Source organism: Micromonospora sp. CA-259024, assembly GCF_050936255.1.
Taxonomy (GTDB): Bacteria; Actinomycetota; Actinomycetes; order Mycobacteriales; family Micromonosporaceae; genus Micromonospora.
In genome coordinates this window covers 1,200,914-1,215,493 of record NZ_JBNJND010000001.1, presented here as the reverse complement: position 1 = coordinate 1,215,493, position 14,580 = coordinate 1,200,914, and the positions used below count along the sequence as shown (strand labels likewise).

Sequence of the window (14,580 nt, the reverse complement as noted above, 5' to 3'; positions counted from 1 at the left end):
CTCTCTCGCACCCGGGCTCAACAGACCACCACCAGTCTGGCCAGGGCAATCTCCGATGTCTTCGGCGGCGGCGCCGGAGCTCTCCCTGACCCGTCCCCCCGACAGGAGTCACGAGATGGACAGGGCCGCACCCCTCTCCGGCATCCACCGCCGGTTGCGCTTCGCCGCAGCGATCGGCGCCGTGCTGGTGCTACTCGGCACGTACATCGCTTCCACCACCAACCGGGCCGACGCCGCCCCGGGCATCAACGCCATCCGGGTCGCCGAGTTCCCCGCCGACTGCACCTACAGCCACCGGCTGCCGGACGACCCGATCATCTTCCCCGGGCTGCCCGGGGCCTCGCACATGCACAGCTTCTTCGGCAGCACGGTGACGAACGCCCACACCACCCTTCCCGACCTGGTCAACTCCCCCACCACCTGCAACCCGCGGGTGGATGTCTCGTCCTACTGGGTGCCGACCCTGTACCGGGACAACGTGCCGGTGGAGCCGGCCATCGCCACGTTCTACTACCTGGGCGAGGGGGTGCGCGCCGACGTCGTCGCGAACACCCAGCCGTTCCCCCTGGGGCTGCGACTCGTCGCCGGCAACGCGCGAGCCACCGGTCCGAACGACAGCATCGCCCGCTGGTCGTGCCTGCACGCCGGGCACGTCCCGCCGTCGAAGGACTTCGTCAACTGCCCCGCCGGCACGATGCTGGAGTCATACCTGGACTTCCCCCAGTGCTGGAACGGCCGAGACCTCGACTCCCCGGACCACAAGAGCCACCTGGCCTACCCGGTGAACCAGGCCTGCCCGAGCACCCACCCGGTGCACGTGCCGAAGTTGCGGCAGGTGCTGCGGTACCCGGTCACCGGGGACCCGGCGCAGTTCCGGCTGGCCTCCGGTCCGGGCTACACCATGCACGGCGACTTCTTCAACGCCTGGCCGGTGGCGGAGATGGCTCGCCGGGTCCAGGACTGCATCCGCCCCGTCATCAAGTGCGGTCACGACGGTCGACCGATCTGAGCCGACACGTACACACCGCGGAGGCGGGTCCGGCCATGCCGGGCCCGCCGTCCGGGGCGAAAGGAGGCCGGATGCGGGCCCCCGTGACCGTACCCATGCCCCTGCTCCTCGTGGCGGCGCTCGTCACCGGCTGCGCCACCGGATCGCCGGTTCCCGCCCGAACCACGCCACCGCCCGCCGCGCCTGCGGCAGCCGCACCACCCGGCCCGGTCCCGGCTATCGGAACGGCCGGCCCTACCAACCAGTTCAGCGCCACCGACGTCGCATGGCTTCAGCTGACGGTGGCGATGACCGAACGCCTGCTGCCGGTGCTCGACATGGTGCCGAGCCGGACCACCGACCCGGCCTGGCGACGGTTGGCCGCCCGGGTCGGCGCGGCACACCGCGAGGACCTGAGCCGGGCCCGTCGGCTGCTCACCGAGTCCGGTGCCCCGGCGACCAACCCGCACGAGGGCCACGACATGCCGGGCATGGTCACTGACGAGGAACTGGCCGTGCTGCGGTCGTCCAGCGGGCTCGCGTTCCACCGGCTGGCAGGCCAGCACCTGCGCGCGCACCTGGCACAGTCGGTACGGATCGGCACCGCGGAGCAGCGAGCCGGGCTCCACCCCGCGACAACCGCGTTCGCCAGGGCGGTGGTCCGGGCGGGCAACGTGGAGCTCACCCGGCTCGAACGGATGGACCGGCCACCGATCCCCGGCCGGTGACGTGAACGCCGCCGGCCGGCTCGACGGAGCCGAGGTGACGTGAGCCAGCCGCGCCGGGGCGGGAACCGCGAACACTCAGCCCTGGTTGGTGACGATCTCGTCGAGCAGTGCGGCGAGCTCAGCCGGACGGGACAGGAACGGCGAGTGGCTGGACTCGATGCGCCGGACGCTGGTGGCCCGGCCGGCCATCTTCTCCTGCAGCGGCACCGGGATGGCCTGGTCGTTCGCGCAGATGATGTAGGTCGACTGGATCGAACGCCAGGCCGGCTCGGCCACCCGGTCCGCGAACGACTGTAGGCGCTGGTCGACGAGCTGGCTGATGGCGGCTTCGGCGTCGGCGTCCGACAGGTCGGCGTAGAGCGAGTTCCGCGGGTCCGCGATGAGCGGGAACATCCCCTCGGTCTCCGCCGGGTCCGGCGCGCCGTGGAAGCTGAACATCGACTCACCACGGTCCAGCTGGTATGCCGCCAGGTAGACGAGGTGCTCGACCTCAGAGAGGCCGGTGGCGGCCTCGCTGACCGGGATGCCGGCGTACGAGTGGGCCACCACGACGACCGGGCTGCCGATCGCAGCGATCTCCTTGCGGATGGCGGCAGCGTCGTCCTGCATGCCGCCCCGGGCGTCCGGTCCCGAGGTGGGCAGGTCGACGGCCCGGGTCTGGTAGCCGAGGACGTCCAGTTCAGCCCGGAGTCGGTTCCAGACGGCCGGTCGGTGCCAGGCGCCGTGGACGAGCAACAGGGTGGGGCGGGTGGAGGTCATGTCTTCTCTCTCTTCGGCCGGACGCATTGTCGGACACAATGTCCGGCGACAACGATAGCCGGATCTGCCACGCCCACGCCTTGTCGGGGGGCACGGCGATGTCGCCGAACTGGTGATCATCGCCACCGGACTGTTGACCTCTCGCGGGGAACAACGGCCGCCATCTCACGAAACCGGCGCAGGCCCCACGGTGAGGGTGATCTCGCGGCCCGGCCACCGGGAGCGGAGTCGTCGGTCGTGGCTGGCGACGATGACGGCGCCTGGACCGGTACCCAGGGCGTCCTCCAGCTCGTCGCAGAGCCGGGGCGAGAGATGGTTGGTCGGCTCATCCAGCAGGAGCAGGTCCGGCGGGTCGGCGACGAGCACCGCGAGGGCGAGCCGACGGCGCTGGCCGACCGACAGCTCCGCCGCCGGTCGGTCGAGGTCCGCGGGCGCGAGCAGTCCGAGCGACGACAGCGGCACCGCTCCGGCGCGCTCCGCACCGATGGCGCTGCCGTAGACGTCACGAGCGGTCCGCAGTGGATCCTCGAAGGCGGTGTCCTGGGTCAGCAGACCGACGCGCAGGTCCGGCCGCCGCCAGACGGCTCCGGTGCCGCTGACGCGGCCGGCGAGGACGGCGAGCAGCGTGGACTTGCCCGCACCGTTCGGGCCGCTCACCAACAGCCGGTCGCTGGCGGTGACCTCGAGGTGCGCCATCCACAGCCGGCCGGGTATCCGCACCTGGCGCATCGTGGCGACGGCGTCATCGCCTGCGCCGGTAGCGAGAACGGGTGCCCGGAAGCGCAACGGCTCCGGCGGCGCGGCGACCTGGTGACGCTCCAGTGTCTCCAGTCGGCGGGTGGCGTCGCGGACACGACGGGAGATCTGGTTCTGCACCCGGCCGGCGGTGTGCCCGTACCCCATCTTTTCGCTGTCGCGGGGGCCACGGCCGTGGGCGACCTGGTGCCCGGTCACCGCGGCGGCCTCGCGCAGGTCGGCGAGGAGCGCCTGCTCGTCGTCGTAGCGCCGGCGCCAACGGTCGGCCTCGGCGCGCTTGGCCGCCAGGTACTCGGTGTAGCCGCCGCCGTGGCGAACCGGCCCGTCGACCGCCGGGTCCAGGTCGATGACGTCGGTGCACACCGCGTCCAGGAAGGCCCGGTCATGGCTGGCCACCACGACCACCCCGGGCATCGCACGGAGCTGTTCCTCGCAGAACGCCGCCGCCGCGTCGTCGAGATGGTTGGTGGGCTCGTCGAGCAGCAGCGCGTCCGGCCGGCGGATCAGCATCGCCGCGAGGGCGAGGCGGCCCCGCTGCCCGCCGGACAGCTCGGCGAGCCGCCGATCGTGCGCGATCCCGCCGAGGCCGAGGCCGGCGAGCACGGTCATGGCGCGCCGGTCGGCGTCCCAGGCGTCCCGGTCCTGCGCCCGCTCCAGGGCCTCGCCGTACGCCGCCAGCAGCTCGGCATGCCGCTCGGCGCCCTCCGGCGCGTCGGCCAGCGCGGCGCCGAGCCGGTCCAGCTCGGCGAGGTCCGCCCGGGCCTCGCGCAGCGCGTCGTCCAGCACCGTGGCGACCGTCGCGGACGCGGCGTAGGGCATCTCCTGGTGCAGGAAACCGAGATCCGGTGGACGCGCGACGGTGCCGGAGTCGGGTTCGTCGACGCCGGCCAGGACCCGCAGCAGGGTCGTCTTGCCGGTGCCGTTCTCACCGATCAGGCCGATCCGGTCGCCGGGCGCGGCGGTCAGGGAGACACCGTCGAGCACCCGGCGCGCGCCCCGGATACGGAGAAGGTCATGCGCGATGAGCGCGGGTCGAACAGACATGGGGAACCTCGGAGTACGAAGATCCGGGCGCACAACAGGTGGCCCGGCGGGAGCAGGGCATGACGACAGAGCCGCGGCGACTACGGCGCGATCACGCGCCCGTCGGCGGCTGGTCCGGGTACTCACCCGGAGATGTCGTCGTCACCTGCCACGCCTGCTCCGATCTCCGGCAACTCGAGCGCAAGAATAACTCGCCGGCCGGGGTTCAGCTTCCGCTGCCGTTGTTCCCGCCGACCTGCTCGACCGCCGGCGATCAGCTGGTCGCCAGCAGCCGGGCGACGGTCGCCGGCTCGGCCAGGTGCGGGAAGTGGCTACCGGGGCAGCACGGTCACCACGACCGCGGTGAGTCGCCGCGACCGGGCAGGTCGAGGGCGAGGAGCTGCCGGCTCGGGTCGATCACCGCAAGCTCGCGCCGTACCGGATCCCACTGTCGCCGGTCCCGCCCTCCCGGTACCACCCGAAGGTGAGGTGGCGGCGGAGAGTGAAGCCCATGGCCTCGTACAGTCGGATCGCGCTCGTGTTGGTCGTGGCCGCGTGGAGGAAGGGTGTCGCGCCGCGCGCCTGGACACCAACTGCGACGGCGCGGATCAGCCGGGTCGCGAGGCCGTGACCCCGGTACGCCGGATCCGTGCAGACCGCGCTGATCTCGGTCCACCCCGGCGGATGCATGCGCTCCCCCGCCATGGCGACGAGCGCACCGTCCCGCCGGATACCCAGGTAGGGGCCGAGTTCGATGGTGCGGGTCAGGAACGGCCCCGGCTCGGTCCGGCGGACGAGGTCCAGCATCTCCGGTACGTCCGCGCGGGTCAGGACCAGCGCCTCCGGGTCCGGTTCCGCGCGCAGGCCGGCGGCCACGAGCTGGACACCGGGAATCACGCCAGTCATCTCCCACCCGGGCGGCGCGGTGTCCGGGCCGCCCGGCATCATGACCGACGCGCCCGGCCCGACCAGTGCCGCCAGATCCGCCCACGCCGACCGGTCGGCGGGATCGGCCAGCGCGTGGAACGGCGACACCTCGGACGGATACCGCGCAGCCTGCCCGCGTACCTCGGCGAAGCGCGCGTGCGGGCCGGTCAGCGAGGTCCACGCGGGGTTGTCCAGCACGGCGACGTCAAGGGTCGTCACGTTGTTCCCTTCGCTGAGACGGCGTGGCCCAAGTTACTCGGCACGGCTCCGCAGTCCGTCGCTGGTGTGAGCGGTTCCATGCCCGAGGGGACACGGCCAGGGTGCGCCCCAGGGGGTTTCCCTGGGGTGAGGATCGTTCACCCCAGACGAGGGTGACGGCATGAGAAGACGACTGATCATGCTGATGGCGGCTGCGGTGCCGCTCTCGGCCGTACTGCTGCCCATGGCCGCCGATGCGCGTGACAGCGGAACCGTTGCCGCGACGACGTGTGCCGCCATGTCCGTCGCCCCGCCCGTCGGCGCCAGCGTCGAGTCGGTGACGGCGGTCGCGCATGCTGGCGGAACGGTCACGTTCCCCGCCACACCCCCGCTCGACGCGCCGCCGCCGATCACCGATGTGCCAGCCTGGTGTGACATCACGGTCACCCTGACCCACCCCGGCGCCGACGACCACGTCCAGGTCAAGGTCTCGCTGCCGCAGGACCCGCAGAAGTGGACCGGCCGGTTCCAGGCCACCGGCGGCAGTGCCTACCTCGCCGGTGACTTCGGCGCCCCGCTGATCAGCGCGGTGAAGAACGGCTACGTCGCCGCTGCCACCGACGCCGGTGTCGGCCAGAACCCGGTCGACGTCAGCGGCTGGGCGCTCACTCCGGCCGGCACGGTCAACACGCCCCTGCTGAAGAACTTCGCCTCCCGCTCACTGCACGACATGGCTGTCGTCGGCAAGGACGTGGCCAAGAAGTTCTACCGCACCCCGGTGCGCTACGCGTACTGGAACGGCTGCTCGACCGGTGGCCGCCAGGGCTACCTGGAAGCCCAGGACCACCCGACCGACTTCCAGGGCATCCTGGCCGACGCTCCGGCGGTCAACTGGGACCGGTTCGCGGTCGCCACGCTGTGGCCGCAGGTCGTGTTCAACGAGGAGAAGGTCCAGCCCACCCAGTGTGAGCTGGAGGCGTTCAACGCCGCGGCGACCAAGGCCTGCGACAATCTCGACGGGGTCGCCGACGGCATCATCGACAACCCGCAGGACTGCCACTGGGACGCCCGGCGGCTGATCGGCACCACGGTCGTCTGCGAGGGCAGGGAGATCACGATCTCCGCCGCCACCGCCGACGCGGTCCGCAAGATCTGGGCCGGACCGGTCTCCCCCACCGACAAGAAGCTCTGGTACGGCACGAACAAGGGCGCGACCTTCGACTGGCTGGCGAAGGCGGGTGAGCCCTTCACCGTCGCCGACACCTGGGTCAGGTACTTCGTACAGCGGGATCCCTCGTTCGACACGACGAAGCTGACCTACGAGCGGTTCGCGCAGATCTTCCGCGAGTCCCAGCAGCGGTACAACGATGTCATCGGCACCGACGATCCCGACCTGTCCGCGTTCGCCAGGGCCGGCGGCAAGCTGCTCAGTTGGCACGGTCAGGCCGATCAACTGGTGCCCACCCAGGGCACCGTCGACTACCGCGAGCGGGTCAACCAGATGTTCGGCGGCAACCGCCGGGTTGACGACTTCTACCGGCTTTTCCTGCTGCCCGGGGTGGCCCACTGCGGCGGCGGCCCCGGCCCACAGCCGACCGGTGAGCTGGACGCACTGGTCAACTGGGTGGAGAAGGGACAGTCTCCGGCCACCCTCGCCACCTTGAGCAGTGACGGCAGTGTCACCCGCAACGCCTGTCGGTACCCGCAGGTGGCCCGCTACACCGGCCACGGCGACCCGAGGGCGGCCGTGAACTACCGCTGCGTCACCGCCTGAGGGCGCACCCGAGGCGGCGGCCCGGAGTGATCCGCTCCGGGCCGCCGCCCGGGCCGTCAGGCGGTGCGGGCACCTGCCCGGAGGGAGTCGATGGTGAGGTCGAGGGCGGCCTCGAGGTGATCGATCTTCCCGGTGGACAGCAACAACAGCACGCCACCCTGGATGCCGGCCAGCAGCGCCGCCGCGGCACGGTCGGCGTCCACCTCGGGGGCGATGTCCCCGGTCGACTGCATGTGCCGGATGCCCTCGGTGATCGCCGCCTGCCAACGCCACATGAGCCCGGTCACGACCGCCTGAGCGCCTGGTGCACGCCGGCCGGCCTGACCGAGCAGACCGTTGAGCGGGCATTTCACGCCCTGCGCCAGGTAGCGCTCGATGAGCCGGTCGCGCCACGCCAGCCAGGCCGGCCACGACGTCAGGTTGCTGAGCATCGGCTCCTGGTCGAGAAGCACCTGGTCGGCCTCGTGCTGGGCCACCGCGAGCAGCAACTCCTCCTTGCCGTCGGGGAAGTAGTGGAAGAGCTGGCCCTTGCTGGTGCCGGTGCGGGCCATCACGTCCTCGAGGCGTACCTCGTCGACGCCGCGCTCGCGGATCTCGGCGGCGGCGCCGGCGACGATCCGCGCCCGGGTCGCCTCACCCTTGCGGGTCAACGCCCGTGTCATGAGACCTCCTGCTCTGGACCTGCGGGTCCAACCCTACCTCGGCTTTTGGACTTGCAGGTCCATTTTTGGCGAGCAAAGGTCTGGAACGCGCGGTCCGCTCCGGGCCGACATCACGACCAGGAGGGCACCACGATGAACCACTACTACCTGCTCGGACGGTCCGGTCTGCGGGTGAGCCGGCTGGCGCTGGGCACCATGAACTTCGGTGTTGACGGTTTCCACGCCGCGTACGGCAAGACCGAGGAGGAGGCCGAGCCGATCTTCCGTCAGTACCTGGAGGCGGGCGGGAACTTCATCGACACGGCGGACTTCTACACCGCCGGGGAGAGCGAGAAGATCCTCGGCCGCCTGATCGACCGGGCGGGCGTCCGCGAACGGCTCGTGCTCACCAGCAAGTTCACCAACACCGTCGACCCGACCGACCCGAACGCCAGCGGCAACGGCCGCAAGCACATCATGCGGGCTGTGGAGGCGTCGCTGAGCCGGCTCGGCACCGACTACATCGACCTGTACCTGCTGCACACCTGGGACCGGATCACCCCGGTCGAGGAGGTCGTGCACACCCTCGACGACCTGGTGCGCGCCGGCAAGATCCGATACGCCGGGCTCTCCGACGTACCGGCCTGGTACGCGGCCCGGGCGCAGAGCTACGCCGAGGCACACGGGTTGGCCCCGATGGTCAACGTGCAGCTTCCGTACTCCCTGGTCAGCCGGCACATCGAGGCGGAGTTCGTGTCGATGTCCCAGACCCTGGGCATGGGGCTCACCGCCTGGAGCCCCATCGGCGGCGGCCTGCTCAGCGGCAAGTACCGACGGACCGGCGAGAGCCTGAGCGGGACCGGCCGGTTGACCAACCCCGACGCCGCAGGTCGGGCGATCAGCCCCAGCGACTGGCAGGTCATCGGGGCCCTGGAGAGCGTGGCCGCCGACCTGGGCCGCAGCATGGCACAGGTCGCGATCAACTGGGTGGCCACCCAGCCCGCCGTCGGGTCGGTGATCATCGGGGCGAGCAGCCCCGAGCAGCTCGCCAGCAACTTCGGCGCGCTCGACTTCGAGATCCCGGCCGATGCCCGTCGCCGACTCGATGAGGCCAGCGCCCCGAACCTCGGGTTGCCGTACGGCATGTTCACCCCGCAGTACCAGTCCTGGGTGGTCAGCCCCGGCCTCGGCATCGGCGACAAGCCGGCCGGCTACGCCCCGCCGGTGTTCAACGGCGCCGCCGAGCCCACCAGGTAGAGGAACCTGACATGGCACAGAGCAACGATTCCCTGGTTCGTTCCTGCCACCACGCCGCCGTCGACGGTCACTCGCCGGTGGTGGTCGTCCGGACGAGTCCGGACGTCGGCGCCGTCTCACCCTCGTAGAGCGCGACGTACAGCCGGCGCAGCTCGGAGCCCTCGGCGCCGAGCGCGGCGAGGTCGAGGACGTTGTGGCCGACACCCAACGCCTCCGGCAGCGTGCAGACCTGGAGCGGGATGGCGTTCGCGTCGGCGATCCGGCGCGGCACGGTCACCGCAGCAGTGGGGTCCACCACCCCGTCGAGCGGGCTGATCGCGACCGCCGCGGTCCGTAGGCCGGTCCGCCGGGGCGGGTTCGGCAGATTCCGCGCGATCGTCAGGTACTGGGTGACAGCCGAGAACGAGTAGCCGCGGGAGTTGACGCGGTCCGGCAGGATACGGCGGCCGTACAGCACGATGAGCGGTTTGACCGCGAAGGCCGGCGCCTGCCGAGGGTCCGGGCCGAAGAACGGCGACAGCAACAGCAGGTGCCGTACGACGTCGCCCGGCACCTGGGCCAGCCACGCGGCCAGCACCGCGCCGCCGGAGATGCCCACGACGCCCACCTCGTCTCCCAGGCCGGCCGCGACGGCCAACGCCTGCGCGGCGTACGTCGTCAGTTCACCGGCCTCGACCCGGTGGTGGGCCCGCCGGTCGACGGTGCCGTGCTGGGGAGCCCGCGGAACCCAGACGTTGTACCCGCGGTCGAAGAACTCCTCGGCCAGCTCGTCGTACTGCTCGGGCGCGAGGGTGTATCCGTGCAGCAGCAGCACGACCTTGCCGGTACGGGAGCCATGGCTCAGCAAGCGGCTGCGTGACTCCGGCCGGACCTCTGGGTCTGCCGCCTCGGCCGCGATGATGGCCTGCGCGGCGCGGGTGGCGGTGTCGAAGTCGAGCGGGCGCGCCGGCGCGAGGCGGAACGCACGGCGGCGCAACGGCCAGAGATAGAGCCCGGCGACCGCCGCCGCGACCAGCGCCAACCCGCTGACGATGAGGGCAATGATCTCCGGCATGGTCAGATGCTGACAGGGGACGGGGTCGACCCCTGCTGAGGGGGTGCGCCCTGGTGACAGGGCGCACCCCGATCAGCTATTCCTGACTGTTTCGTGGCGTGAAGAGGACCCGGGAGCGCAACTGCCGAAACCCGGTCCGCTCCAACTCGGCCAGCACCGTCACCCGGTGGGCGTCCACGTCGGCGATGACCTCGCGGGCACCGCCGGCGGTCAACACGCGGACCGCCTCGGCCAGCAGCTCGGGCCGGGCGGCCTCGTCGAGCAGGCCGAGATAGGCGAGCAGTGGGAAGCAGGCGTCTCCGGCCGTTCCGACCAGCCCGACCGGCTCACCGGCCTCCAGCGCGATGCGCCACTCCTCGGTGGCGTCGCCCAGCCAGGCCAGCGGGTCGGTGGCGAGGTCGACGCCGCCGACCGCCCGCGCGATCTCGGCGCCGGTCAGCACGTCCGGCTCGGCGATCCTGGCGACCAGGGTGTTGATCTCCGCCGCGTCGACGGGCGGACGGAAGTCGTACCGGCCGGAGGACGCCGGCAGGGGTGTGCCCGCCCAGGAGCACCTGAGCCGTTCTCCCCGCTCGACCAGCCCGGCGAGCCGGGCCGCCGCCATCGGTGCCCGCACCACGGCCAGCACCTCCGGTCGGCGGCGCCAGTGCGCCGGCATGGCGGCGTAGTACAGACCGGGACCGCCCAGCGCCTCGTGGGCGGCGTGCAGCAGCTCGGCACCCACCTCGGGCTCGGCGTTGAGATCGAAGCGGTCCAGCCACGGGGCACCGACGGCCCCCGGCGGGAGAAGCCAGGCCGCCCGGCCGACCAGCCGGCCGGCGCGGAGGGCGACCCAGGTGGTCTCGGGCCGGTAGCCGCCGCCGACGATCCCGTCGGCGTACGCGACCTGGCGCAGTTGGGGCAGCGGATCAGGCATGGAGTCGAACAGGTTTTCCTCGCCCGCGACGAGCGGACGAATGACCAGATCAGTCATGGATTGGTCCTCCGGGAAGCGAGCGCCCCGGGTCAGGTCCGCGCGGACGCCGGAGCGCGGAGGGGGCGCAGAACATCGGACATTGTTCTGACCTCCTCCCGGCTCGACGGCGTGCCCGAAGAACATACGCGCAACGCTCGCCAGCCCGCAAGGACTGTCACAGCGTCGGGTTGGTCTCCGCCCCACGCTGGTGGGCTCGCTGGTCGACGACGGCGATCCCGACCAGGATCAACCCCGCTGCGGCCGCCACGGCGACCGGCGGAAGCCGCACCATCAGTGGCGCCGTCACGACCAGCACCAGCGCGCCGGCGTACAGCGCCCGGCAGCGCGGCGCGGTCTGGCTCTCCTGCTCCAGAAAGCTCCGCCCGAGCAGGAACAGCACCGGGCCGCCGAAGATGATGGCCACCAGCGCCCAGTCGATCGGCGGGTGCGGATCCTCGATGATCTGCCCGAAGCCGACGGCGGTGCAGATGATGCCGCCGACGATGAACAGCAGGCTGTAGCTCGCCCACCGGGACAGGCGTATCCCCTCCCCACCCGGGTGCGAGGCCTGACCGGCCCCGACGTGGTAGAAGTAGATCCGCCAGAACGAGACCGTCGCCGCGAACGCGGCGACGAGGGTGATGGTCCCCTCGGTCGAGAAGCCCGGGAAGCTGACGGCGGCACCTGCTTCGAGCAGCACCTCGGCCAGCGCGATCATGAAGAACTGGTTGTACCGCTCGGCGAGGTGCACCTGGGAGACGGTGACCCCCACACTGGTGAGTTTTCTCCTGCCGAGTCGCGGCACGGGCCAGGTGGTCGCGGCGCCGATGAGCTCGATGGCGAGGGCGAGGGACCAGAAGATGCCCCTACCGAGACCTCCGCTGATGCCGCCACTGATCCACAGCACGGCGGACGCCAGGTGCCAGATCAACACCCGGGCCGCGAACGACTGACCGGGGTGACCCCGCAGGGCGAACATCAGGAAGAGCGGTCGACCGACCTGGATGAGCACATACGTGCAGGCGAAGACGACGCCGCGCTGACCGAATGCCTGCGGCAACGAGACAGCCAGCACCAGTGTGCCGAACATCGTCGCCAGCAGGGCGACCTGCAGATCGGCGCGCCGAGGGTCGTAGGTGCTCGCCAGGAGAGCGTTGAGCGACCAGATCATCCACATCGCCGTGAAGAACAGCACCGTCTGGCCGGCCTCGGACAGCAGCGTGTGCCGGACGATGGTCAGGTCGTCCGCGACCCGCCCGGCGAGCCGGGCGAGCGCGAAGACATAGACGATGTCGAACAGCAGTTCCAGGACGGTTGCCGAGCTCGGGCTCCGGCTGTCCCCGAGCCCCCGAAACCCGGTGCGTGTCAGCACGGACGGCGGGACAGCTCAGCCGGCCAGGTTCGTCGGCACGGGCACGCCCAGGTGGTCACGGTGCTCGGCGACCCGCCCCGCTGCCATCGCCCCTGAGCCTCCTCGCCGGCCGATCCCACCTGATTCCTGCCGGCGTATTTTATCCACCTATATCGTCCTCCTGGGTCGCATAGCGGATACCGGACCGGCGGGCTCGGGCTTGATCGGAGCCACCCGGGCCGGCGCGTCCCCGACGTCCCGGTGTATCGACCGCGTGAAAAGACGCGCGGCGGCTGTCTAGAGCGCGTGAAGATGCTTGTGCGGGGTCGAGCGGGTGCGATGTGCTGGGCGACGTCGGGGTGAAGGACCACCCCGAGCGAGGTGAGAAGGACGACGGTGGCGAGGTCCAAGCGGCGCAACCCGGCGGGCAGGTACCGGCCCGGCCATCGCGTACGGACGGTCGGTGCGGCCCAGACAGCGCCCGAGCGTCCCCCGCACCCGGGCTGCATCCGCCCGTAGCCCCGTCGCTCTCACCGCGTCGCGCGCGCGGGCCGGGTCGGTTCGACCTGGCCCGCGGCGCCCCCGTCGGCGGTACGCCGGATCATGCGTGCCGTCACCCGCCGGTACGAGCGCGGGTCGACGGGGAGCAGCCACTGGCGGGCCCGGGTCAGTGGGCCGACGTTGAGCCCCAGCTCGTCGAGTACCTCATCGATGTTGTGCATCGAGAACGGGATGATGTTCGTGCCGCGGGCGTGTCGCCCGTTGGTCCGCGCCGCCATCCAGGCCAGCCGGGCGCGCACCTCGTCGCGCATCCGAACGGCGGTCGGCAGGGTGATCCCGCCCCGCAGGTACGCGGCCGTCCAGACCGCCGCCATCTCGGCGCTGAGCGGGCTGAAGAACGACGAGTTGTAGCCGGCGAACGTCAGCCGCGGCACGCCGATCGGCAGGATCTGACGGTAGAGCATGAAGTTGCCCGCGTCGTCCTGGAGCCGGGCGTGCAGCGCGTCGTCGAAGAACGGCACGTGCTGACGGAAGCCGGTGCCGCAGATCACCAGGTCGGCGGCGAGCACCGTGCCGTCGGCGAGCCGGGCGGCGGGACGGCCACCGTCATCCAGGAGCTCCTCGATCACCTGATCCCGGTGCACGGTGATCCGGCCGTCGGCGACACGCTCGAAGAAGCCCTCGGTGGCGAGGCTGACCGTGCTGCGGGCGATGTCCTCGAAGCTGCCGTTCGGCACGAGACCCAGCTCGCGCAGCTTGAGCTGCCTGGTCGCCACCGCGCCGACGCTGTCGACCATGCTTCGGCGCAGACCGTCTCCCGGGCCGTGCAGGAACCGCTCGAAACCCTTCAGGTTGAGATAACGGAACAGCGCCTCACCCATCCGGGTGAGCAGCAGGTACTTGTAGTTCAGCGCCCCGCCGAGCTTCCTGGGCATCTTCCAGAGCAGTTCGCGCGCGACGACGTGGGTCTGGGCGGCGACGTCGCTCAACGGGATCGCCACGTCACAGGACGACTTGCCGTAGCCGACGACGAGGACGTTCCTCCCTCGAGCGGCCTCGATGTCGTGGAACTCCCCCGCCGCCAGCACGCGCCCTCCGGCGGCGGCGAACCTCGCGCCACCCTGGTAAGCCGGGACGAGCGGGTCGGAGAAGATGCCGTTGGCGACGACCAGGTGGTCGTACCGTTCCACCGTCACCGGCTCCTCGGCGCCCGCCGGCCGCGACGCGATCAGCCACCCGGTCTCGTCGTTGACGAGTTCGGCGGAGACGACCTCGGTGGACAGGCGCAGCACGGTGGCGAGCCGGAACGTCTCCACGTAGCTCTCCAGGTACTGCTGAACCTGCTCACCCGACGGCCACTGCGGATAGTGGGCGGGCATCGGCAGGTCGGACAGGTGATAGGTGCCCTTGTCGTTCTGGGTGTGCAGACCGGGATAACGGCGGGTACGGCTCCACACCCCACCGACGTCGGGCGCCTTCTCGAAAACGGTGACGTCGAATCCGCTCTGCCGCAGCACCTTCGCTGCGCTCAGACCGGCGAATCCAGCACCGACGACGGCAATTCTCATGGCATCCTCCGAAGTGCGTGAACCGCTGCCGAGGCTGCGGCGGTGATGTCGCGAGCGGTGACCGCACGCTAGCGAGCAGGCGGCCGATGCCGCTATCCGC

At 71.2% G+C, this 14,580-nt stretch carries 12 protein-coding genes; 4 read left to right on the top strand and 8 right to left on the bottom strand.

Annotation, left to right across the window (positions count from 1 at the left end):
• Positions 1-115: 115 nt before the first annotated feature.
• Both ACQEUX_RS04955 and ACQEUX_RS04950 read left to right on the top strand, forming a co-directional pair.
• The gene (locus ACQEUX_RS04955; protein ID WP_433041784.1) at positions 116-1,009 is read left to right on the top strand and encodes a DUF1996 domain-containing protein; all 894 of its coding nucleotides are present in this window, start codon (positions 116-118) and stop codon (positions 1,007-1,009) included.
• Positions 1,010-1,080: 71 nt separating this feature from the next.
• Positions 1,081-1,716: a DUF305 domain-containing protein gene (locus tag ACQEUX_RS04950; RefSeq protein WP_433041782.1), complete on the top strand. Its 636-nt coding sequence runs from the start codon at positions 1,081-1,083 to the stop codon at positions 1,714-1,716.
• A gap of 75 nt (positions 1,717-1,791) precedes the next feature.
• Here ACQEUX_RS04950 and ACQEUX_RS04945 read toward each other — a convergent pair whose 3' ends face one another.
• The 3 genes from ACQEUX_RS04945 to ACQEUX_RS04935 form a co-directional block, all read right to left on the bottom strand.
• Positions 1,792-2,475, bottom strand: coding sequence for an alpha/beta hydrolase (locus tag ACQEUX_RS04945; RefSeq protein WP_433041779.1), 684 nt, complete (start codon positions 2,473-2,475; stop codon positions 1,792-1,794).
• 165 nt (positions 2,476-2,640) lie between these two features.
• A complete protein-coding gene (locus ACQEUX_RS04940) occupies positions 2,641-4,275 on the bottom strand; it encodes an ABC-F family ATP-binding cassette domain-containing protein (protein WP_433041776.1) in 1,635 nt (544 codons plus the stop codon).
• A 396-nt stretch (positions 4,276-4,671) separates the two neighbouring features.
• Positions 4,672-5,400 carry a GNAT family N-acetyltransferase gene (locus tag ACQEUX_RS04935; protein ID WP_433041773.1) on the bottom strand — a complete coding sequence of 243 codons (729 nt, stop codon included), beginning with the start codon at positions 5,398-5,400 and terminating at the stop codon, positions 4,672-4,674.
• Positions 5,401-5,560: 160 nt separating this feature from the next.
• Here ACQEUX_RS04935 and ACQEUX_RS04930 point away from each other — a divergent pair, with 160 nt between their 5' ends.
• Entirely contained in the window at positions 5,561-7,153 is a 1,593-nt protein-coding gene (locus ACQEUX_RS04930) for a tannase/feruloyl esterase family alpha/beta hydrolase (protein WP_433041770.1), read from the top strand.
• Positions 7,154-7,209: 56 nt separating this feature from the next.
• On the opposite strand, the gene ACQEUX_RS04925 is transcribed toward ACQEUX_RS04930, so the two are convergent.
• Positions 7,210-7,815, bottom strand: coding sequence for a TetR/AcrR family transcriptional regulator (locus ACQEUX_RS04925; RefSeq protein ID WP_433041767.1), 606 nt, complete (start codon positions 7,813-7,815; stop codon positions 7,210-7,212).
• A gap of 132 nt (positions 7,816-7,947) precedes the next feature.
• On the opposite strand from ACQEUX_RS04925, the gene ACQEUX_RS04920 reads away from it, so the two are divergent.
• Positions 7,948-9,051 (top strand): aldo/keto reductase, encoded by a 1,104-nt coding sequence (locus ACQEUX_RS04920; RefSeq protein ID WP_433041764.1) that lies wholly within the window; start codon positions 7,948-7,950, stop codon positions 9,049-9,051.
• 67 nt (positions 9,052-9,118) lie between these two features.
• Here ACQEUX_RS04920 and ACQEUX_RS04915 read toward each other — a convergent pair whose 3' ends face one another.
• The 4 genes from ACQEUX_RS04915 to ACQEUX_RS04900 form a co-directional block, all read right to left on the bottom strand.
• The gene (locus tag ACQEUX_RS04915) at positions 9,119-10,105 is read right to left on the bottom strand and encodes an alpha/beta hydrolase (protein ID WP_433041761.1); all 987 of its coding nucleotides are present in this window, start codon (positions 10,103-10,105) and stop codon (positions 9,119-9,121) included.
• 76 nt (positions 10,106-10,181) lie between these two features.
• Positions 10,182-11,078 (bottom strand): acetyltransferase, encoded by an 897-nt coding sequence (locus tag ACQEUX_RS04910; protein ID WP_433041758.1) that lies wholly within the window; start codon positions 11,076-11,078, stop codon positions 10,182-10,184.
• A gap of 157 nt (positions 11,079-11,235) precedes the next feature.
• Positions 11,236-12,432 (bottom strand): low temperature requirement protein A, encoded by a 1,197-nt coding sequence (locus ACQEUX_RS04905; protein ID WP_433041755.1) that lies wholly within the window; start codon positions 12,430-12,432, stop codon positions 11,236-11,238.
• 509 nt (positions 12,433-12,941) lie between these two features.
• A complete protein-coding gene (locus tag ACQEUX_RS04900; RefSeq protein WP_433041752.1) occupies positions 12,942-14,480 on the bottom strand; it encodes a flavin-containing monooxygenase in 1,539 nt (512 codons plus the stop codon).
• Between the last annotated feature and the right edge of the window lie 100 nt (positions 14,481-14,580).